The 20,307-nt window shown below is 69.0% G+C and carries 21 protein-coding genes and 1 pseudogene; 11 read left to right on the top strand and 11 right to left on the bottom strand.

Annotation, left to right across the window (positions count from 1 at the left end; translation table 11 throughout):
• Positions 1 to 75 precede the first annotated feature (75 nt).
• The 6 genes from VFA06_RS16695 to VFA06_RS16670 form a co-directional block, all read right to left on the bottom strand.
• On the bottom strand, positions 76 to 501 hold the full coding sequence (locus tag VFA06_RS16695) for a MarR family winged helix-turn-helix transcriptional regulator (protein WP_324841506.1): 426 nt from the start codon (positions 499 to 501) through the stop codon (positions 76 to 78).
• Complete coding sequence (locus VFA06_RS16690) at positions 501 to 1,031, bottom strand: SRPBCC family protein (RefSeq protein WP_324841505.1); 531 nt, start codon at positions 1,029 to 1,031, stop codon at positions 501 to 503. The genes VFA06_RS16695 and VFA06_RS16690 overlap by 1 nt, the downstream gene beginning before the upstream one ends.
• A 78-nt stretch (positions 1,032 to 1,109) precedes the next feature.
• Positions 1,110 to 1,559 carry an OsmC family protein gene (locus VFA06_RS16685; RefSeq protein ID WP_324841504.1) on the bottom strand — a complete coding sequence of 150 codons (450 nt, stop codon included), beginning with the start codon at positions 1,557 to 1,559 and terminating at the stop codon, positions 1,110 to 1,112.
• A 163-nt stretch (positions 1,560 to 1,722) separates the two neighbouring features.
• Positions 1,723 to 3,564, bottom strand: a complete 1,842-nt coding sequence (locus tag VFA06_RS16680; RefSeq protein WP_324841503.1) for a cellulose-binding domain-containing protein — start codon at positions 3,562 to 3,564, stop codon at positions 1,723 to 1,725.
• Between the two features lie 436 nt (positions 3,565 to 4,000).
• On the bottom strand, positions 4,001 to 4,993 hold the full coding sequence (locus tag VFA06_RS16675) for a carbohydrate kinase (RefSeq protein WP_324841502.1): 993 nt from the start codon (positions 4,991 to 4,993) through the stop codon (positions 4,001 to 4,003).
• On the bottom strand, positions 4,990 to 6,024 hold the full coding sequence (locus tag VFA06_RS16670) for a LacI family DNA-binding transcriptional regulator (RefSeq protein WP_324841501.1): 1,035 nt from the start codon (positions 6,022 to 6,024) through the stop codon (positions 4,990 to 4,992). Before VFA06_RS16670 ends, VFA06_RS16675 begins: the two co-directional genes overlap by 4 nt.
• Before the next feature lie 274 nt (positions 6,025 to 6,298).
• On the opposite strand from VFA06_RS16670, the gene VFA06_RS16665 reads away from it, so the two are divergent.
• The 4 genes from VFA06_RS16665 (at position 6,299) to VFA06_RS16650 (ending at position 10,451) form a co-directional block, all read left to right on the top strand.
• The gene (locus VFA06_RS16665) at positions 6,299 to 7,435 is read left to right on the top strand and encodes a substrate-binding domain-containing protein (protein WP_324841500.1); all 1,137 of its coding nucleotides are present in this window, start codon (positions 6,299 to 6,301) and stop codon (positions 7,433 to 7,435) included.
• A gap of 141 nt (positions 7,436 to 7,576) precedes the next feature.
• Positions 7,577 to 8,611 carry an ABC transporter permease gene (locus tag VFA06_RS16660; protein ID WP_324841499.1) on the top strand — a complete coding sequence of 345 codons (1,035 nt, stop codon included), beginning with the start codon at positions 7,577 to 7,579 and terminating at the stop codon, positions 8,609 to 8,611.
• Complete coding sequence (locus VFA06_RS16655; RefSeq protein ID WP_324841498.1) at positions 8,608 to 9,393, top strand: ATP-binding cassette domain-containing protein; 786 nt, start codon at positions 8,608 to 8,610, stop codon at positions 9,391 to 9,393. The genes VFA06_RS16660 and VFA06_RS16655 overlap by 4 nt, the downstream gene beginning before the upstream one ends.
• An 8-nt stretch (positions 9,394 to 9,401) precedes the next feature.
• Positions 9,402 to 10,451: a hypothetical protein gene (locus VFA06_RS16650; RefSeq protein WP_324841497.1), complete on the top strand. Its 1,050-nt coding sequence runs from the start codon at positions 9,402 to 9,404 to the stop codon at positions 10,449 to 10,451.
• Positions 10,452 to 10,463: 12 nt separating this feature from the next.
• Here VFA06_RS16650 and VFA06_RS16645 read toward each other — a convergent pair whose 3' ends face one another.
• Positions 10,464 to 11,900 (bottom strand): flotillin family protein, encoded by a 1,437-nt coding sequence (locus VFA06_RS16645; protein WP_349260214.1) that lies wholly within the window; start codon positions 11,898 to 11,900, stop codon positions 10,464 to 10,466.
• A 189-nt stretch (positions 11,901 to 12,089) separates the two neighbouring features.
• A complete protein-coding gene (locus VFA06_RS16640; protein WP_324841495.1) occupies positions 12,090 to 12,284 on the bottom strand; it encodes a hypothetical protein in 195 nt (64 codons plus the stop codon).
• Positions 12,285 to 12,467: 183 nt separating this feature from the next.
• Between VFA06_RS16640 and VFA06_RS16635 the strand changes: the two genes are divergently transcribed.
• Together VFA06_RS16635 and VFA06_RS26100 are read left to right on the top strand one after the other, a co-directional pair.
• Entirely contained in the window at positions 12,468 to 13,652 is a 1,185-nt protein-coding gene (locus VFA06_RS16635; protein ID WP_324841494.1) for a hypothetical protein, read from the top strand.
• 55 nt (positions 13,653 to 13,707) lie between these two features.
• A pseudogene (locus tag VFA06_RS26100) lies at positions 13,708 to 13,794 on the top strand (DUF255 domain-containing protein); the annotation flags it as partial.
• Between the two features lie 36 nt (positions 13,795 to 13,830).
• On the opposite strand, the gene VFA06_RS16630 reads toward VFA06_RS26100, so the two are convergent.
• Positions 13,831 to 14,262, bottom strand: a complete 432-nt coding sequence (locus VFA06_RS16630) for a type II toxin-antitoxin system VapC family toxin (RefSeq protein WP_324841493.1) — start codon at positions 14,260 to 14,262, stop codon at positions 13,831 to 13,833.
• On the bottom strand, positions 14,259 to 14,522 hold the full coding sequence (locus VFA06_RS16625) for a CopG family transcriptional regulator (protein WP_324841492.1): 264 nt from the start codon (positions 14,520 to 14,522) through the stop codon (positions 14,259 to 14,261). Before VFA06_RS16625 ends, VFA06_RS16630 begins: the two co-directional genes overlap by 4 nt.
• Before the next feature lie 204 nt (positions 14,523 to 14,726).
• Between VFA06_RS16625 and VFA06_RS16620 the strand changes: the two genes are divergently transcribed.
• The 5 genes from VFA06_RS16620 (at position 14,727) to VFA06_RS16600 (ending at position 19,593) form a co-directional block, all read left to right on the top strand.
• Positions 14,727 to 15,305: a hypothetical protein gene (locus VFA06_RS16620; RefSeq protein ID WP_324841491.1), complete on the top strand. Its 579-nt coding sequence runs from the start codon at positions 14,727 to 14,729 to the stop codon at positions 15,303 to 15,305.
• A 371-nt stretch (positions 15,306 to 15,676) separates the two neighbouring features.
• Complete coding sequence (locus tag VFA06_RS16615; protein ID WP_324841490.1) at positions 15,677 to 15,982, top strand: hypothetical protein; 306 nt, start codon at positions 15,677 to 15,679, stop codon at positions 15,980 to 15,982.
• Positions 15,983 to 16,052: 70 nt separating this feature from the next.
• Positions 16,053 to 17,924, top strand: a complete 1,872-nt coding sequence (locus VFA06_RS16610) for a thioredoxin domain-containing protein (RefSeq protein WP_324841489.1) — start codon at positions 16,053 to 16,055, stop codon at positions 17,922 to 17,924.
• A 200-nt stretch (positions 17,925 to 18,124) separates the two neighbouring features.
• Positions 18,125 to 18,745, top strand: coding sequence for a SigE family RNA polymerase sigma factor (locus VFA06_RS16605; protein WP_324841488.1), 621 nt, complete (start codon positions 18,125 to 18,127; stop codon positions 18,743 to 18,745).
• A complete protein-coding gene (locus VFA06_RS16600) occupies positions 18,742 to 19,593 on the top strand; it encodes an AMIN-like domain-containing (lipo)protein (RefSeq protein ID WP_324841487.1) in 852 nt (283 codons plus the stop codon). Before VFA06_RS16605 ends, VFA06_RS16600 begins: the two co-directional genes overlap by 4 nt.
• A 14-nt stretch (positions 19,594 to 19,607) precedes the next feature.
• Here VFA06_RS16600 and trhA read toward each other — a convergent pair whose 3' ends face one another.
• Positions 19,608 to 20,282: a PAQR family membrane homeostasis protein TrhA gene (gene trhA / locus VFA06_RS16595; RefSeq protein WP_324841486.1), complete on the bottom strand. Its 675-nt coding sequence runs from the start codon at positions 20,280 to 20,282 to the stop codon at positions 19,608 to 19,610.
• Positions 20,283 to 20,307 lie beyond the last annotated feature (25 nt).

Below are 20,307 nucleotides of genomic sequence, written 5' to 3'. Positions count from 1 at the left end.
CTCAAGGTCGCACGCGGCGCTGACACCGCCCTGACACGAGCTGACAGTGGCGGGCTCAACTCTTGTCAGCGCCGGTCAGCGGTCCTCGGTCAGGCGACGCAGCAGCTCCAGCGCGTCCTGCGCCTTGACGGGCCGGAAGAACTCCGCGTCCGCCCGCTCCACCGCCTCGATCGCCTGCGGCGCCAACGCGGCGCCGCGCTCGGTGACCGCGACTCGCTTGGCGCGGGTGTCACGGGGGTCGGTCTCTCGAACGATCAGGCCCTTGCTTTCCAGCGCGGCGAGCACGGAGGAGGTCATCTTCACATCCGTGCCCGCCTGCCCGGCCAGCGCGAGTTGGTTCGGCGGCTCGCCCTGCCGGCCGGCCCACCAGGCGCAGGCCAGCAGGACGAACTGCACATGCGTCAGGTCCAGCGGGGCGAGGGCGGCCGTGACCGCGCGCTGCCAGCGCAGCGTCGCGTGCCACAGCAGGAACCCCGGACTCTCGGCCGGCTGCAAGGCCATCAGTCCTCGGCCCCTGACTTGTGGCCCGCCGCGGCTTCGGCCTCCTTCTTGGCGCCGGCTCCACCGCCCGCCGCGGCCTCGCCACCGACACCGCCATCGACACCGCTATCGACACGGCCACCGGCCGCGCGCGCCAGCGCCGCCATCGTCTCCGGGAAGTCCGCGGTGATCGCCGGACCGACCTGCGGACCGAGTTCGCCCGCGGCCGGCCCGGTGATCTCGGTCCGATAGGTGATGCGGGTGCGATCCGCGCTCAGCCGCTCAAGCCGGTGCATTGTGCGGATCACCACCCCGCCGAACTCCGCGACGTCGACGAAGGTCTCGTGCTCGCGCACCTCGACGAGCCGCAGGAGCACCGGCTCGTCGAGGTGCGGCGTCATCGTGATGCGGCTGCCGGCCGCGAACGGCCCCTCCAGCTCCACCTTCTCGATGTCCGCGTTCCACTCGGCCCACGTGGCCACATCGGCCCAGCGCGCCCACAGCGCCTCTGCAGCCGCGTCGGTCTCGATGGAGTGCTCGTACTGCCACATGACCTGTCCCCTCTCCGATTAGTCTGTACGCAGATTATCTGTGCATAGACTATCGGTCAAGGGGGCCGGACGCCGCTCTCATCCCTGGTCCGCGACCACCGACTTGACCGGCGTGCCGATCTCGACGGTGCGGCTGACCGTGCACAGCCGGTCGTGCGACAGCTTCACCGCGCGCGGCAGGATCGCGCGGGCCGCGTCGCCCTGTGCGCCCTCGGGGAAGGAGACCCGGAAGGTGACTTCGAGGTCTGTCATCCGGCTGCCCTGGTCGTCCTTGATCTTGTGGCCGGTCACGGTGACCGAGAACCCGGTCGGCTCGGCATGCCGGCTGGTCGCGACGTCGGCGTCGATCGCGGTGCAGCCGCCGATCGCGGCCAGCAGCAGCTCGACCGGCGAGAAGAGCTCGTCGCCGGAGCCGAGGTCGATCGTCACGCCGCGCGGATTGGTCGCGGTGTACCGTCCGGCGGCGATCCGGTCGACGCGCACGCTGCGCAGCGTGTCCGGGCTGGGGGAGTCGTCATTCGTGCTCATGCTGCCGACCATAAGCGCTGGCGCCGTCCGATGTCGGCTCGGGCCGCGCAACCTTCGGCCGCCCGGCGGCAGGAGAACAGAGCGCGGGCGGCCTGTGTCGACCGCCCGCGCCTGCGCTCACGTAGCGATTACCGCTGCATCAGGAGTGTCGAAAGGTGCGGCATCAGTACGTGAACGAGTAGGCAGCCAGGGACGAGACGCCGCACGACGACACGTACAGCGAGTACGTACCGTGCGCGAGGCCTGAGGGCAGCGCGAACTCAGTGGTCTGCGCTTCGCCAGGCTTGCTGGGTACCTCGGAGCTCCAGTTGTAGGTGCGGGCGTAGTACACGTGGCCAGCGCTGTCCTTCAGGTAGACGATCGGGTAGTTCTCCGGGGCCTGGAAGTCGTCCTCGCCGGTAGCCACCAAGCCGGACAGCTGGGTGCCGGCCAGGTGGTAGGAGCCGTCGGAGTTGGCCGTGACGCTGGTGACGGTGGGGCGCCAGGAGTCCTGCGGTCCGCCGACCGGGGTCCAGATCCAGTTGCGGCCGCCGGCGGCGCCCATGACCTGGCCGTTGGGCAGGTCGAGGAAGTTGACGACCTGTCCGGAGGAGTCGGGGGGTTCGGGAATGGTGCTGATGGAGTTGGTGCTGGGGTCATATTCGTCGATCATCGGTCCTGACGCGGAGCCGCACTGGTTGGTGAGCCAGCTGCACTTGACCGAGTCGAAGATGACCTTGCCGTTGGGTTCGACGCTGGTGTACACGTCGTCGGTGTACGTGCCCTGAGGCGTTGGCGGTCCGGTCACCCAGCTGCCGGGGCTGCTGGTGGTGGAGCCGGGGGTGTAGATCGCGGTGGTGTTGCTGCCGGCCACGAAGATCTTGCCGTTGTACATCTCGGTGACCATGGAAGAGTCCACGTTGCCGTTGGCGTAGCCGGAGGGCGGGGTGGCCAGGGTGTGCCAGGTGTTGTTGGTCGGGTCGAAGCGGTAGGCGCCGTAGTTGCCCACGGAGACCACCGAGCCGTCCGAGAGCGGCACCCAGCCGTCTTCACCGGAGGTGGTGGGCCGGGATCCGGCCGCGGTCCAGCTGTTGGTGGCGGGGCTGAAGATCTGCGTGCTGGGGGTGCGCTGGTCGCTGGAGACGATCGAGCCGTTGCGCAGGCTGGCGCTTCCGGTGTCCCACAGGTTGCCGTAGAGGCCGGACTGGCCAAGGCTCCAGGTGTTGGTCACCGGGTTGTACAGCTGCACGCCGTTGTGGTCGTTGGCGGAGCTGCCGGAGGGCCAGAAGTACACGTATTCGCCGCCGGCCTGGTAGAAGCGGCCGTCCGGCAGGATGTGCTCCTGCGCCGCGCCGAGGCCGTAGGGGCTGGTGGCCAGCGAGACCCAGTGGCCGTTGGCGTAGCTGCCGAACGCGTCGGGCACCAGCTTGACCCACTGGTGCAGGTCCGCGCCGTTGGACAGGATGCTGCCGTCGCTCATCAGCCACATGAACGTGGCCGGTCCGCCGCTGAACTGGTTCACCGGTGCGGCCACCCACGTGCCCGCACCGGGGTTCGAGGAGGGCGAGGACGACGGAGTCGGGCTGGCGCTGGGGCTCGGCGTCGGGCTCTTGCTCGGGCTGGAACTCGGCGTCGGGGTCGGCGACGCCGAGGTGGGGCTCGGCGTGGCAGAGGTCGAACTCACCGAGCCGTTGCACACGGTGCCGTTCAGGGTGAGCTGCGCGGGAGCCGCGTTCGTGCCCGAATACGAGCCGTTGAAGCCGAAGGAGAGGGCCGCGTTGGTCCCGACCGAGCCGTTGTAGGAGACGTTCGCGACGGAGACGTTCGAACCGCTCTGGGTGTAAGTGCCGTTCCACAGCTGGGTGATCTGCTGGTTGCCGGGGAAGCTCCAGCCGACGTTCCACGAGCTGATCGGCGCGCCGAGGTTGGTCACCGCGACGCTGACGCCGAAACCGGTGCTCCACTGGCTGGTGATCGAATACGTGGCCTGACAGCCGGACGCGGCGCTGGCCCCGCCCGCCGTCACGGCGACGACTGCGCTCGAGCCGAGGGCGGCTACGCCGCAGGCGACGGCGGCGCGGCGCAGGCCGGGGCGGGACCCGGGCGTTCGCCCGCGCCCTGTTGACGCAAACAAGGTCGTTCGCTCCTCACTGATGGACATGGTCAGGTGCAGATCGAAACCGTGCCGCCGGAAACTTCCCGGCGCGCTGGTGTTCCGGGGTGCCCTCGCGCCGGCCTTCGCCGCGCGCCCAAAACCATCAGCTCGCTGAGACATTGGGTCTCAGCGATGTGCCCGGGACCGTAGGCGCCAGGCCGCGTTCGTGTCAACCAAGAGCGGGCGAGGCCGCCTGGATCGCGACATGGACGCAGGTCATCACGGGATAGCCCGCTCCGTCGTTGAGACTTTCAGCCCCGTCCCGAAGATCGAGCCGGCCGCCGCGGGTCGCGGTGACCGGCTCCGTTCACGCCAACGCGGCGGCGAAGGGCGGGTCGGCGCCGACCCGCTCGCAGGTGAGCGCCGAGATCAGCACTGCTTCATCGACCGTCTCCGCCAGCAGTTCGGCAGAGCACTGGCTCAGTCGCTCCGGCGGGTGCAGCCCCCGCCGCACCAGGCCGCCGAGCAGGCCGGAGGTGAACGCGTCGCCGGCCCCGATCGTGTCCACCAGCCGGATCTTGCGGCCCGGCCGGTGCACCGGTGCGGCGTCCGGACGCAGCAGATGCGCTCCGTCCGGGCCGTCCGTGATCACGACGGCCAGCGCGCCGAGCTTCAGCCACCGATCACCGACTTCTGCGATACCCGTTCCCGGGTACAACCACTCGATGTCCTCGCGGCTGGCCTTGACCAGGTGCGCCACCGAGACGAAGTCCTCGACGAGCGGCCGCGCCTGTTCCGAGCTCCCGAGCAGCAGAGGACGGATATTCGGGTCATAGCTGATCAGAGTGCTGCCGTGCTGCCGCGATCGGGCCACCGCGGCGCGGATGTGCCGATCGCCGGGCTGCGTCCAGGAGGCGAGCGAGCCGACGTGCAGCACCGCTGTGTCCGGCGGGATCCGCGCCAGCTCCGCGTCAGTCCACTGCCAGTCGGCGGTGCCGTCGAGGTAGAAGTCGTACCCGGCGTGGCCCTCCGCGTCCAGGGAGACCACCGCGAGCGTCGTCGGCTCGGTGGCCTGCGGCGCGCTGCTCAAATCGACGCCCTCCGCGGCGGCGTGCTCGCGCAGCTGCCTGCCGAAGGCGTTGTCCGCGAGCCGCGCCATCAGGGTCGCGCGATGACCGAGCCGCGCCAGGCCGATCGCGACGTTGAACGGACTGCCGCCCGGCCGCGCCTGATAGTCGCCGGGGCCGGAGCCCGGCACCAGGTCGATCAGAGCTTCCCCGATCACGGTCAGCCGCGGCCGGCCGGACGCCGGGCCGAGTCGGTCGGCCGAGGGCGGCTCGGCCTGGAGATACTCCGTCACGAGCTCATCCTGTCTCGGCTTTGCTTGCCGCGCGCCGCCGGGGCCGCGATTTCCCCGGAGCCGCGCGTGATCAGGCGCGTCGGGACGATGTGCGTGCTGGTCGGCGAGGTATCGCCGTCCAGCCTGCGGAACAGGGTCTCCGCGGCGATCCGGCCGAGCGCCTCGATGTCCTGCGCCACGACGGTGATCCCCGGCCGCAGCATGTCCGCGAGCGGGAAGTCGTCGAACCCGACCATCGCCACCTCGTCCTGCAGGCCCAGCGCGCGCAGCGCCCGGCTCGCGCCGATCGTGACCAGGTTCTGCCCGGTGAACACGGCGGTCGGGGGATCCGGCAGCCGCAGCATCCGCTCGGTCGCCTCGATCGCGGCCTGCTCCGAACTCGCCTCGTGCCACTCGATCTGCTCGTCCGGCCGCACCCGCGCCAGTTCCAGCGCGTGCCGATAGCCCTCGAAACGCTGCGCGGCCGTGGAGATGGACAGCCGGTCACCGAGGTACGCGATCCGCCGGTGTCCGCCGGCCAGCAGGTGATTCACCGCGTTGATCGCCCCGGTCCGGTTGTCCGAGAGCACCGCGTCGGCGTCCAGCAGCTTCGGCTCGCGGTCGACGAACACCAGGCAGGTCCCGGCCGCGCGCTCCTTGATCAGGTAGCTGTGGTCATGCCCGGCCGGAACGATCAGCAGCCCGTCCACCCGCCGGTCGATGAACGCCCCGGCCAGCTCGCGCTCTCGCGTCGCGTCCTCGTCGAGGCTGCCGAAGAGCGCGAGCACGTGGCGCCGCCGGGCGGTGTCCTCGACCGCGCGCATCAGCGCCGCGGAGAACGGGTTCGCCGCGTCCTCGACCAGCATGCCGATGGTGGCGGTGCGCCCGTCGCTGCGGCGCAGATTGCTTGCCGTCAGGTTCGGCCGGTAGCCCAGCTTGTCGGCCGCCTCACGGACCCGGGCGGCGAGCGCGGGATCGACCGTGCTGACCCCGTTGACCACGCGGGAGACGGTCTTGATCGCCACCCCGGCCAGCGCCGCGACGTCCCGCATGGTGGGCCGTCCGGCCGGCCGCGATGGACCAGGTTCCGCGTGAGGCATCGTTGTCTCTCCCGAGGGTTGCGTTACCGACTCGTTGCCTATGGGTCTCTGCCTGTGGCTTGACGCATTCTCGCATAAGAGAGAGTATCCCGGCGAGACAACGTTGTCCCGAGGTTCCCGCGGAATTTCTCGCCCCTCGCGAATTTCGATCGGGCCGCACCGGGACACAAGACCCGACCTCCGGCTACCACCCTCACCCCGCGTACGTCCCAGAGAGGCTTGAACCATGGACAGCTCGACGACGAGCACCCACGCGCCGCGCCTGAGCCGGCGCACCCGCGCGGCCGCCGCGGCGACCGCGTTGTGCGCTGTCGCCGCCCTCGCGGCCTGCAGCTCCTCCTCCGGCGGCACCTCCGCAGGCTCCGGCGGCTCGGGTTCCGGCTCGGGCTCCGCGGTGGGCGTCTCGCTGATCCTCAAGACGCTGACCAACCCGTACTTCGTCAGCATGGAGAACGACGCCAAGACCGCCGCGGCCAAGGACAACGTGAACCTCACCGTCGCGGCCGGCACCAAGGACGGCGACACCCAGAGCCAGATCACCGCGATCGACAACGCGATCGCCCGCGGTGACAAGGGAATCCTGATCACCACCAACGGCGACGCGGTCAACGCCGCGCTCAACCAGGCCAAGCAGGCCGGCCTGTTCGTCATCGCGCTGGACACCGCGCCGAACCCGCCGAGCACCGCCGACATCACCTACGCCACCGACAACACCGCCGCCGGAAAGCTCGACGGCCAGTACGCGGCCGCCGCGCTCGGCGGGAAGCCGGCGGTCATCGCCATGCTCGACCTGTTCAACAACCAGGTCGTCTCCGTCGACATCGACCGCGACCACGGCTTCCTGGAAGGCATGGGCATCAACCCGGGCAGCGCCACCGAGAACGGCCAGGAGGCCAAGACCGGGACGTACACCGGCGGCGGCACGTACACCATCGCCTGTCACCAGCCCACCCAGGGCGCCATCGACGGCGGCCGCACCGCGATGGAGAACTGCCTGTCCGCGAACCCGAACATCAACGTGGTCTACGCGATCAACGAGCCGGCCGCGGAAGGCGCGTACAACGCGCTCAAGGCCGCGGGCAAGCAGAGCCAGGTCGCCGTCTACGCGATCGACGGCAGCTGCTCCGGCCTGAAGCTGGTCAGCAGCGGCGAGTTCACCGCGGACGCCGTGCAGTACCCCGGCAAGATGGCCGCCCTCGGCGTGGACTCGATCGCCAAGCTGGCGCGCGGCGGCTCCAAGCCCAGCGTGACCCAGGGCAAGGACTTCTTCGACACCGGCACCGCGCTGGTCGCGCTCAAGGGCTACTCCGGCGTGACCGTCCAGTCCCCGTCCGACGCGGCCTCCGCCTGCTGGGGCAGCTGACCGGCGACCGGATCGCCCGGCCCTGAACCGGGGGCCCGACCCGGGTGCGCCGACGCGTCCGCACTACGTGCCGGCGCACCCGTCCATCCGACCTGAGCACCAGATCACCCGTTCCACCGGTCACCATCGAAGGGGATTGCCGTGACCATCTCGCTAGACGGCCAGGCCGCTCCGGCCACGGCCGAGGACTTCCTCAACCGGCCGCCGACCGTGGGCCAGCGCGTCCACTCGGTGCTGCACAAGCAGCCCGCCCTGAGCCCGGCCATCGTGCTGATCCTGGCCGCGGTCGCCTTCGGCCTGCTCAACAGTCGCTTCTACCACCTGCAGAACCTCTCCCTCGTGGCGCAGCAGGTCGCCGTCGTCGGCGCGCTCGCGGCCGGGCAGACTCTGGTCATCCTCACCGCCGGCATCGACCTGTCGATCGGCGCCGTGATGGTGCTCGCCTCGCTGGTCATGTCAAAGCTCGTATTCGACCAGCACGTGCCCGGCGTCCTGGCGCTGCTGGTCGGCGCGGTCATCGCGGTGCTCGCCCAGGCTGTCAACGGCCTGCTGGTGACGAAGATCAAGTTGCCGCCGTTCATCGTCACCCTCGGCACGCTGAGCATCTTCACCGCGATCACCCTCATCTACGCCAAGGGCCAGACGGTGACGCTGCAGCCCGGCGCCTTCCTGCTGTGGAGCGGGAACACCGTCTCGATCGGCTCGCTGCACCTGACCACCGGCGTGCTGATGATGATCGGGCTCTACCTCGTGATCGGCTTCGCGCTGCGCTACACCGCCTGGGGCCGGCACCTCTACGCGGTCGGCGACGACATCGAGGCGTCGCGGCTGGCCGGCATCTCGGTGAACCGGGTGCTGCTGAGCGCGTACATGGTCGCCGGGGTCGCGATCGCCGTCGCGGCCTGGATCCTGGTCGGCCGGGTCGGCGGCGGCGACCCGAACAGCGGCCTGAACGCCAACCTGGAGTCGATCACCGCCGTGGTCATCGGCGGCACCAGCCTGTTCGGCGGCCGCGGCGTCGTGGTCGGCTCGCTGATCGGCGCGCTGATCGTGCAGGTCTTCGACAACGGCCTGGCGCTGGCCGGGCTCGACCCCAACTACCAGGTGCTCGCGGTCGGCCTGCTGGTGATCGCCGCGGTGTCCGTCGACCAGTGGATCAGGAGCGTGAAGGCATGAGCGCGGCAGGCACCCTTCCGGTCCTTGAGGCCAGCGGCCTGGTGAAGCTGTTCGGGCGCGTCGTCGGGCTCGACGACGTGGACCTGGCGCTGTACCCCGGCGAGGTGCTGGCCGTCATCGGCGACAACGGCGCCGGCAAGTCCACGCTGATCAAGTGCCTGTCCGGGGCGCTGGTCCCGGACCGCGGCAGCATCCGCGTCAACGGCGCCGAGGTGCACTTCCGCCGGCCGCAGGACGCCCGCGAGGCCGGGATCGAGACCGTGTATCAGACCCTTGCGGTCGCACCGGCCCTCGACATCGCGAGCAACCTGTACCTGGCCCGCGAGGTGCGCCGCAAGGGCCCGCTCGGCTCGGTGCTGCGGATGCTGGACACCGGCGAGATGAAGCGGCAGTCCGCCGAGCACATCAAGCGCCTCGGCATCAGCACCCTGCAGAACATCGGCCAGGCGGTGGAGACGCTGTCCGGCGGCCAGCGCCAGGCGGTCGCGGTCGCCCGCGCGGGCGCGTTCGGCAGCAAGGTGGTCATCCTCGACGAGCCGACCGCCGCGCTCGGCGTGCGGGAGACCGGCCAGGTGCTCAAGCTGATCCGCGAGCTGCGCGACAACGGGCTCGCGATCATCCTGATCAGCCACAACATGCCGAACGTGTTCGAGGTCGCCGACCGCATCCACATCCAGCGGCTCGGCGCCTGCGCCGGGGTCATCACGCCGAAGACGCACTCGATGGAGGACGCGGTCGCGATCATGACCGGCGCGAAGAAGCTCGCCGCGACGACGGACTGACCGCTGACATGACGCAGATGACGGCCGGCTCAGGCTACGAAGATCCGCCGAGCGGCTACCTGATCGAGCACGGCCACCTCGGCTTCGAGCCGGTCGTCATCGTGACCTCGCCCGACGGCGCCGCCCGGGTGATCCTGGCCCGGCGTGGCGCGACCCTGCTGCGCTGGGAGGTGAACCGGCTCGGCGCGCCGTTCGACCTGACCGACGGCTACCGCGACGAGGCCGAACTGCTCGCCCAGGACGGCGTGCGCAACGGGGTGCTCGCGCCGTTTCCGAACCGCGTCGCCGACGCCCGCTACACGTTCGCAGGCGTCGAATACGACCTGCTGCCCGGCCAGTCGGCTGGCCGGACCTCCCCGCGGTTGAGCTACCACGGCTTCGCGCGAGAGCTCCCCTTCGATCTCGCCGAAGCCGTGGTTTCCGCGGACCGCGCCCAGCTGACCTTCGTCACCCGGATCCACTCCGGCCGGCACTCCGGCTATCCGTTCCAGCTCGAATTCGCGATCACCTACCTCATCACCGGCGACGAAATCGCGATCACCACCCGCGCGACGAATCAGGGCACGTCCATCGCGCCGTACGCCGCCGGCTGGCATCCCTACTTCCGCCTTTCCGGCACCGTCGACGACTGGACGCTGCAGATTCCCGCGCGCACCATCGTCCGCACCGATGACGCGCTGATCCCGCTCGACGGCGCTGCGGCGTACCAGCCGCTCGACGACAACCCCGCGATGGACTTCCGTCTGCCGCGCAAGTTGAGCGGCCTCGTCATCGACGCCTGCTTCACCGATCTCGCGTTCGAGCACGAACAGCGATGCGAGACGGTACTGCGTCACACACAGGCTCCTGACGAACTCCGCGTCTGGCAGTTCGGCGGCTCAATGCACGTATTCACCGGCGACACCCTCGCACGCGACCGTCGCCGCAGCATCGCCCTGGAACCGGTCGAGGTGGTCACGAACGCCTTCAACCGCGCGGATTGCGCAGGTGCGCTGCGTCTTAGGCCCGGCGAGACTCGCACGTTCCGCTTCGGCGTCCGCTACCTGCGCAATACCTGAACCGCTTGCGCGCTACTTGATCTCAATCACTCCCAGGTGATTGTCCGAGGGCTTCTCAGCCGAATCGGTGTCCGTGGCCGCGTGCGCCGCGCCCGGGTTCATCCCGGCCAGCAGCTGCCTGGCCAGCCCCAATCCGGTGCCGCCCATGGTCAGCGCCTTGGCCAGCAGCTCGTTGACGCCGTCCGCGCCGTTGAGCACCACCATGTGGTCCACGCCCGCGAAGGCCTCGGCGCCGGCGTGCACGATCGCGGGCCAGTTCTCGGCCAGCTGCTGGGCGATGACGGCCTCCTGGTTCTCCGCCAGCGCGGCGGCCCGCGCCTTGATCGCCTCCGCCTCGGCCAGTCCCTTGGCCCGTGCGGCCTCGGCTTCGGCGAGCCCCTTGGCCTTGGCGGCCTCGGCCTCGGCAAGACCCTTCGCCTGGGCCGCGGCAGCCTCGGCGGCTCCGGTGGCCCGAGTGAACTCCGCGCTGGCCTGGCCGCGGGCCCGGGTGGCCGCGGCGTCCGCCTCGGCGGCGGCCTTGATCCGGGTGGCCTCGGCGAGGGCGCGCAGCTCGGTCTCCTTGGCCTCGGCCTCCGCCTCGTGCACCTTGGACTCGCGATGCGCCTGCGCCAGCGTGACCGTCTCGTAGGCTTTGGCGTCGGCGGGCTTGCGCACGTCGACCTGCAGCTGCTGTTCGCGCTTCTGCGCCTCGAGCTCGGCGACGCGCGTCTCCTGCACGACGACTTCCTGGCGGGCGGCGGCCTCCGCGAGCGGACCGGCCATCTTCGCCTTCGCCTGGGCCTGGTCGACCTCGGCCTGGTAGCCGGCCTGCTGGATGTTCGAGTTGCGGATCGCCTCGGCCTTGCGCGCGTTCGCCTCGGCCTCCGCCTCGGTGGCGGTGCGCTCGGCGGCGGCCTGCGCGATGCGCGCGTCGCGCTGAACCGCCGCGGTGTGCGGTGCGGCCAGAGCCTTGATATACCCGGTCGGGTCCTCGATCTCCTGGATCTGCAGCGAGTCGATGGTCAGCCCGAGCTTCTCCATCTCGTGGCCCGAGGTGGCGCGGGTCTGCTCGGTCAGCCGCTCCCGGTCCCGGATCATCTCCTCCACGGTCAGGCTGCCCACGATCGAGCGCAGGTGCCCGGCCAGGATGTTGTGCACTCGGGTGTTCATGTTGTTCTGCTGGTCGAGGAACCGGCGGGCGGCGTTGGCGATGGAGACTCGGTCGTCGCCGACCTTGAAGATCACCACGCCCTGGACGTGGACCGGGATGCCCTGACTGGTGACGCAGTCCACGGACAGGTCCGCCTCGTTCAGGTCGAGCGAGAGCTTGCGCACCGCCTGCACGCCGGGCACCACGAGGGTGCCGCGGCCGGTGATGATGCGGAAGCCCATGCCCTCGTCGACGCCCTCGATGCGGTGGCGGGCACCGGAGATCAGCAGAGCCTGGTTCGGTTCGGCCACCCGCCACATCAGCTTGAATATGAGCACTGCCAGGACGACGCAGGCGGCGATGATCCCCGCGAGAATGAGTGCCGAAGGCACTGTTTGTTCACTTCCCCCTGTAGGAAGCGGAGCCGCAGCCCCATGCCGCGGGTCTCCGCACTACTGGTGTACACCCGCCGAACCTTGGACGCACACCCGGGTCTCGTAAGAGGGCTGTCAGAGCGCCGAAACGTACACCGTGCGCGGCGGATGGTATTCGAGCACGACCACGATCGTGCCGACCGGGATCTGCTCGCCGGCCTCCGCGGCGTACGCCATGAACGCCTCTGCGCCGCCGCGCACCTTCACCATCACCTCGCCGACCAGGCCCGGAGCGATCCGCCCGGTCACCCGCCCCTGCAATCCGACCAACGTCGGCCTCCCTCCGCAAGCGATCAGCGCCATTACACACCACGCCGCGCTCGGTCGGCGCCTGCGGCCCCTGGCACAACTCGACGACCGGATATACAGTCCGAACAGCTGAGCCGACGGCTTTGAGACGATCGCGCAGCGGGCCGCGATTTCCACGCGGCGGGGGCGGGGAGCGGGGCGGAAGTGAACGTGGAACCGGAGCAGGTCTTGTTCGCCGGGGAGCGCATCCTGTGGACCGGTCGTCCGCAACGGGCGCGGCATTCCGCGCAGGAGCTCGGGATGGCGCTCTACCTGGTGATCGGCGTGCCGATCGCGCTCGCCCTATTCATCCTGCCGCTCTTCAAACACTCGCAGCCGGGGTGGCTCGTCGCATTCACCATGATCGTTGTGGTCGGCGGGCTCGTTCAGGCGGTCGGATACCTGATCTACCTCGCGGTCATCCAGCCGCGTGTGCGGGCAAGCGTCACATATGCGGTGACCGATCGGCGCGTCATCATCACCGGCGGATTGCGGGTACGCGTCGCGAGCTCGGCGTACATCAGCTCACTGCGTAAGCCGGAGCTCGTGCAGCACGGCGACGGCACCAGTACCCTGCGATTCGGGGACGGGCGTCAGGCGAAACGGCCCATGCCGGTGCCGTCGCCTTTCCGCCGCGAGGCGCCGACGCCCGTCCTGCCCGCGCTCTCCGGCGCGGACGCCAGCACGGCGCTCGCGGCAGTCCAGCAGGCACTCACTGCGCTATCCCACGGCGAGGCGAGTACCGCGTGGTCATCCGCCGACTCCCTGCCTGCGCTCACCGACGCGACGCCCGCGGGTTGGACAGCGATGCCGGGTGAACAGGTGCTGTGGATCGGTCGGCCCGGCCGGGTGCGCTGGTGGTACGGCGCGCACGACGTGTACACCTCGCTGTTCGGCGTCGCTTGGACCGCCGCGGTCGGCATCATGGAAGCACTCGCGATCTCACAACACGCTTGGCCGTTCGCCATCGCCGTCCTGGCTTTCATAGCCTTTGGCATCCATTCGATGTTCGGACGACTGCTGTGGCGCCGCGCCCGGATTCGTCGCTTCACCTACCTGGTCACCACGCAGCGCGTCGCGACCGTGTGGAACCTGCGGCGGCCCCGAATCGTGTCCGCAGCCCTGTCGGACCTGCGTCCGGCGGCGTTGTCCGACACCGGAACGCTGACGTTCAACCTGGCCGTCCCGGCCACGCAGCAGCAGCCGGGCCAGGCGACTGCCTCCCTGCTCAGCCCTGCGGCCACCAACGAAGCGCCCGTCTTCCTCGACCTAGCCGACGCCGCCACCGTCTACCGCATCGTCGGCGCTGCTCAAGCCGGCGCCATGGGTCTCACGACCTCACCCGCGTGACTCCAGCGCTGCGTAGTCGATCCGCTCTTGGGTCCATATGAGAGGCTGAGTCCATGCGGAGGCGTTCGCCGAGGCGAGACGCCGCAACGTGGTGCTGCTGATCTCGATCGGCTACGCGGCCTGCCACTGGTCCCACGTGATGCGCTAAGTACAGCAGTTGAACGGGTATGGTGCTGGATTAGCCCGACAGCGGGTTAGTCCAGCGCAGGCCAGGGAAGCGGGCGAAGTCGGTATCGTTCGAGCACATTTCCGCGTTGCGCTCGATCGCGAGTGCCGCTAGCTGGGCGTCGGTGGTCAGGTTGCCGCCGGTCCCCACTCCGCGCAGCAGGTCGAAGGCGAGTTCGAAGTGGCGTGGCCCCGGAGTCAGGATGCTGACATTTGGCTGTGCGAGCCACGCCGAAACGTGTCCGGTCGCGGCCTCCACGGTTAGTGGCGGGTTGAGGACGCGGGGATTGGTGGCGATCCGGATGAACCCGAAGACGGCGGGGGCCGCCAAGCCAATCTCGGCCGAGGAGTTTATGGTCTCCTCCCACCATGCGTGCGCGGCCTTGTGCTGAGGGAACGCGGTGATGACCGCGTAGAGCAGGAGATTGACATCGGGCACGATCACGACTTGCGACGCCTCACCGTCTCGAGGATCGCCGCGTCTTCGAGTTCGTCGGCCAGGCGATTGAACCCGGACAGATCCAGGCCGGGCTGGAGCGCGGCTTCGTGGACGGGCACGTGGTACGTCTCTCGTTGTGAAGCGGCCGGAGAGAGCGCACGGCGCAACGCGTCGTTGATGACCTGCTTCATCGACGTGCGCATACGGTGGACGGCATCTTCGACAAGGTCCGCCACGTCGGGGTCGAGCGTCAAGGTGGTACGCATGCAAGCATCATAGTGTCAAAAATTCGAGGCATCAAGATGCCTTCAGGCCATAAGGCGGCCTGTTGGCGCGACTTTGCCGTATCTTCGGCAGCACGCTCCAACGAGGTGGACTGGCGGCGGCCGGGTGAAGTGGCGCGTCACAGGTGCCGCGTAATGAATTGAGTCAAGTAGTACGCGCCAGCGTTCTGACGTGCGGAGAGTGTCGTGAATCCAGACGAGCTGATCAGACTCGAAGGGTCGCTGAGAGAGATCTTGGACGGCAGTTCGCTCGAATGGCTTCTCGACGAGGTTGACAGCGCTATAGCCGTCGGTGTGTCCGAAGAAAAGCTGCTACAGCGTCGCGCGCGTGGCAGCGGAGAAGAGTGGAACGTCACGGATGAGCTCGACGGGCAAGCGCTCGTCCAGGAACTGCGTGCTCCCACCGGCGACTCTCGTAGATCACGACATGGAGCCGCGTACGAGAGCGCTAAACGCAAGGGAACGCTGGTGATCTCGACGCGTGCGATGAGTGTGGAGGAGAGGGTTGGTGTACTCATCGAAGCACTGCGGCGCGTGCTCGTCGAAGTTCCAGTAATTGAAGCCGAGACCTTGAAGACCCTTGTGACGGTTGAGGAGGAAGTCGGCGAGCGCGAGGGTGCGAGCACTGTCATCTTCGCACCCGAACAAGGACCGCCTCAGCGTCGTAGCAAGCAGCCGATCGAGCTGACTGACCGATACGTCGACGAAGGCCGGATACGGCTGGAGCGGCTGTTGAGACAAATTGAGGCGGAGGTGAGATCGTGAGTGCGACGGACGATCTGATCGACGAGATCCGTGGCCTGCTGTCCACGAACCGCATCTCCTATCGTTCCGCATCAGATGTCTGGGATGTCTAGGAAGGGTTCATCTTTTCCCTGGTTGTAGCCACGGCCAGTAGACACGGCGCCACCGTCTGGTACGAGAACGTTCACGGCCAGCCTACAAAGGACCTCGTCTTCCGTACGAGTCCCGGCCAGCTGTACAGCGACGCCATCCCCTACACCCACGCTGTCATCGAGTTCGACGGGGCGCCGCCGTTGGAGGTCCACCTCGGTGTTCGGGTCCAGGGCACTTCGGGCGTACTCCACGAGTGCGATGTACTCGTCCTGCCGCGAGCTGAGGCCGCGTTGTGCCGGATGGAGAGGTTTGCGCCTCGGGGAAGTCAGTGCATCCTGGTCGTCGAGTGCAAGTACTACACATCGGGTCTCGGCATCACGCTGGCTCGAAACTTCGAAGGTCTTCGCGCCGATGTGAAGACCCAAGGGGAGCTGTTCGTCGCCAACGTAGGTTCGGCGAGCGTTGTCAGGTACCTGGGTTCGCGTCGGCGTCCGTTCGAGCGTGACGTTCTGCCGAACACCCCGCAGGCGGGTTATGTCCAAGCTGAAATCCGCCGAGTATTCAAGGACTACCTGAGTAAGACGGCGCCGTCGACGATCATCTAGTGTCAGCCGAAGGGCTAACGCGCCCGTGGTGATATGGGACCACCTCTGAGCGGTGTGAGAGGCTGAGTCCATGAACCGGCTCGGCACTGCGACCTCGCCTTATCTGCTCCAGCACGCGGACAATCCGGTGGATTGGTGGCCGTGGGGCGAGGAGGCGTTCGCTGAGGCGAGACGGCGCGATGTGCCGCTGCTGATCTCGATCGGCTACGCGGCCTGCCACTGGTGCCACGTGATGGCGCACGAGTCCTTCGAGGACGTGGAGACGGCGGCGGCGATGAACGCCGGATTCGTGTGCGTGAAGGTCGACCGTGAAGAGCGGCCGGACGTCGACGCCGTCTATATGACCGCGACGCAGGCGATGACCGGGCAGGGCGGCTGGCCGATGACGGTGTTCGCCACCCCTGAGGGCAAGCCGTTCTACTGCGGCACCTATTTCCCGCGGGAGTCGCGCGGTGGCATGCCCTCCTTCCGGCAGCTGCTCGACGCGGTGGGCACGACGTGGCGGGAGCGCCGCTCCGAGGTCGAGCGTGTGGGGGAGGACATCGCCGGCAAGCTCGCGCAGACCGCGGCCCCGGTGGACGGCGGCGCGCCGGGGGAGGCGGAGTTGGCCGCGTCAGTATCCGCGTTGGTGCGCGACTTCGATCCCGTACACGCCGGGTTCGGCGGGGCTCCTAAGTTCCCGCCGTCGATGACGCTGTTGCATCTGCTGCGGCATCACGCCCGCACGTCTTCGCCTCAGGCGCTCGACATGGTGCGGCGCACCTGCGAGGCGATGGCCCGCGGTGGAATTTACGACCAGCTCGCCGGCGGGTTCGCGCGGTACGCGGTCGATGCCACGTGGACCGTGCCGCACTTCGAGAAGATGCTCTATGACAATGCCTTGCTGCTGCGCGTATACACGTTGCTGTACAAGGCGACCGAGGCCGGCGATACGGGTTCCGACTCTGCTTCCGACTCTGCTTCCGGTTCCGCTTCGGATTCCACTTCCGGCCCCGCGTCGGGCTTCTTCGCGCGCGTCGCGATCCAGACCGCCAAGTTCCTGCTGGCCTCGCTGCGCACCGTAGAGGGCGGCTTCGCCTCGGCGCTCGACGCCGACACCGAAGGCGTCGAAGGCCTGACGTACGCCTGGACGCCGGAACAACTGCGCGAAGTCCTCGGCGAGGAGGATGGCGCTTGGGCCGCGGAGTTCTTCCATGTCACTGAGGAGGGCACGTTCGAGCACAGCACGTCAGTACTCGAAATGCTCTCCGACCCGGCCCCGGAAGACGAGCCGCGCTACCACCGCGCCAGGATCACGCTCCTCGAAGCCCGTGCCGAGCGACCTCAGCCGCACCGGGACGACAAGGTCGTCGCCGCCTGGAACGGCCTGGCGATCACCGCGCTGGTCGAGGCGTCGCTGGCCTTTGACATGCCGCACCTGCTCGACGCGGCGCTCGGAGCGGCCCGGTTGCTGGCGGACGTGCACCTGCGTGACGGACGCCTGGTGCGCACCTCCCGCGACGCAGTCGCCTCGACGAACCCCGGCGTGCTGGAGGACTACGGCTGCGTCGCCGAAGGATTCTGCGTTCTGTACTCGGCGACCGGCGACAAGCAGTGGCTCGAGCGCGCCGCGAGGCTGCTGGAGACGGTACGCGAGCAGTTCGTCTCGGACGCGGGCTTCCACGACACCGCCGCCGACGCGGACGCGCTGTACTTCCGGCCGAGCGATCCGACCGACAACGCGACTCCGTCCGGCACCTCTGCCGCGGCCGCCGGCTTCGTCGCCTACGCCGTGACCGCGGGCTCGCTCGACCACCTCGACGACGCGCACCGCGCCCTCGCGGCCGCCTCCCGGCTGGCCGAGCGCGCGCCGCGCTTCGCGGGCTACGGACTCGCGGTCGCCGAGGCGCTGCTCTCGGACGTGCCGGCGGCCTTCGTCTGTCCGGGCCCGTTCTGCGCGTGACCGCACCCGCACTCCACTGGCTGATATCGCCGTGTCACCTCCGTCTTGCTCGCGTGATCGACCGGACCGGCCCTAGGCGCCGTCCCGGAATGGTGCGATCCTCGGTAATGTGACCTGCGTCACATTTCCATGGCGCCGACAACCTCGCGGCCGCGACCGGCGGTCTGGTCCGTCAACGCTCGTGGTTGAGGGGGGTTGAGGTGGACGCGAGAGCCCGCGCCGAGTTCGAAGAGTTCGTCACCGCGCGTTCCGCCGCGCTGTTCCGCACCGCCGTCCTGCTCACCGGCAACCGCCAGGACGCCCAGGACCTGGTGCAGTCCGCCCTGGAGCGGGCCTGCCGGCACTGGGAGCGGGTCGCGGCGGCCGAACAGCCGGAGGCGTATGTGCGCCGCATCCTCGTCAACTCCCTCAAAGACCGGTGGCGCGTGCGTCGGCGGATCGTCGAGGTGCCTTTCGACGACGCGCGGCCGTCCGTGCCCGCCGGCCAATCCCCGCAGCGGCAGGTCGAGCAGGTGGAGCTGCGGCGATCGATGATCGCCGAATTGCTGCGGCTGCCGACCGGGATCCGCGCGGTGCTGGTTCTGCGCTATTTCGAGGACCTGTCCGAGGCCGAGATCGCGCACGCGCTGGGTTGCTCGACCGGGACGGTCAAGTCCCAGGCGGCTCGCGGCCTGGCGAAACTCCGGGCGGCACTGGGCACGGAACCGGACTTCGCGGTGTCCGCGTCCGGACCGCCGCCCGCGAGCCAGGACCCGGGTCCTGGTCTGAATCCAGCAAACCGACTGCTGCCGAACCGTCCGGCGGATCGGGGGGACTCATGAAGCGTCCGCTGTCACCCTTCGAGCAGGAACTGGTGTACGCCATGGACGAATACGCTCAACGCACCGTGCCGCCAGGCTTCGACGCCTCACGCATCATCGCCCGCGAGCGGCAGCGTGTCAGGGTGCGGATCTCACTGGCCGCCGTCTGCGTCGCCACCGCGGCCGGCATCGCGTCGTGCGTCGCGGCCGGCGTGCCCGGCAACGCGGACAAGGGACTACCGGTAGTCGGCAACACCAACACCCCGGTCGCGGTGACCGGGAGCCCGACGCCCGCCGCGTCCCAATCCGTCGGAACCTTGCCGGGCGCGACGATCGCAGCCTCGCCGGTCACGGCCGGCAGCAGCAGTGCGTCGGCGGCGCCGGGTCTCTATCCGCCGATCTGGCCGACGACACCCACCAGCAGCCCGTTCGCGGGATCCGTCCCGCCGGTTCCGGTGCTCAAGTCGATCAACGCTGGCGAAGTGTTTCTCGGCGACAACAGCCGCGGCGAGTACTGGGTCTCCTTCGAGTTCACCGGCGAGGTGCCCGGTTTCAAGGCGCAGTACGTGAGCAGGGTCGTCCACGAAGGCTCTGGAACCGCGCTCTCCATGCCCGGTTCAGCCTTCCTGCAGCTGACCTTCAGCTCGGCGCAGGCTCACGACGACAGCGGCAATCCCACGCTGAATCCTCCCGCCACGAGCCCGATTCCGGTGCGGCCGGGCCAAGCGGTGCCTGCTTATGTGGTCAACGGCGACTTTGAGGGAACGGTCACTGTGACCGTCGGCCTGCAGCACGTGAAGGGCTTCCACCTCAGCGAGCAGACGGTCTCGGCGACCGATCACATCATCCGCTTGGAGATCAACCTCTGAGTGCCGTGGTCCGCTCAAGTCCTCGCGTAGACCGTGATCGAGATCGCGACGTAGTGGCAGACGAAGGCCGCGATCGTGAACAGGTGGAAGATCTCGTGGAAGCCGAACCACTTCGGGGAGGGGTTCGGCTTCTTGAGCGCGTAGACCACGGCTCCGATCGAGTACAGCAGCCCGCCCGCGATGATCGGCCCGGTCACCGCCCAGCCTCCGTGCCGCACGAGCTGCGGCATGTAGAAGATCGCGGCCCAGCCGAGCGCCAGGTAGCAGGGCACGTATACCCATCGCGGCGCGCCGAGCCAGAAGACGCGCATGCCGATGCCGAGCAGCGCGCCCGTCCACACCAGGGTGAGCAGCACCTCGGCGGAGTGGCGCGGCAGCAGCACGACCGAGATCGGCGTGTACGTCCCGGCGATGATCAGGAAGATGTTCGTATGGTCGAGCCGGCGCAGCACCAGCTGTGTCCGCGGCCCCCAGTTGCCGCGGTGGTAGACGCCGCTCACTCCGAACAGCAGCCAGGAGCTGACCGCGAAGATCGTGCACGCCGCCGCGGTCGCGGCCGTCGGCGCCAGCGCGATCAGCACGATCCCGGCGGCCAGCGCCAGCGGGAAAGTGCCGGCGTGGAACCAGCCGCGCAGCTTCGGTTTCGCGTGCTGCAGCGCCTGCGCGGCCGCTTCTGTGGCGGACGCCACAGCCTGAGATGGAGAGACGTGCCTC

It is taken from the genome of Actinocrinis sp., assembly GCF_035653575.1.
GTDB lineage: Bacteria > Actinomycetota > Actinomycetes > Streptomycetales > Catenulisporaceae > Actinocrinis.
This window is presented reverse-complemented; position numbering and strand designations above follow the sequence as displayed.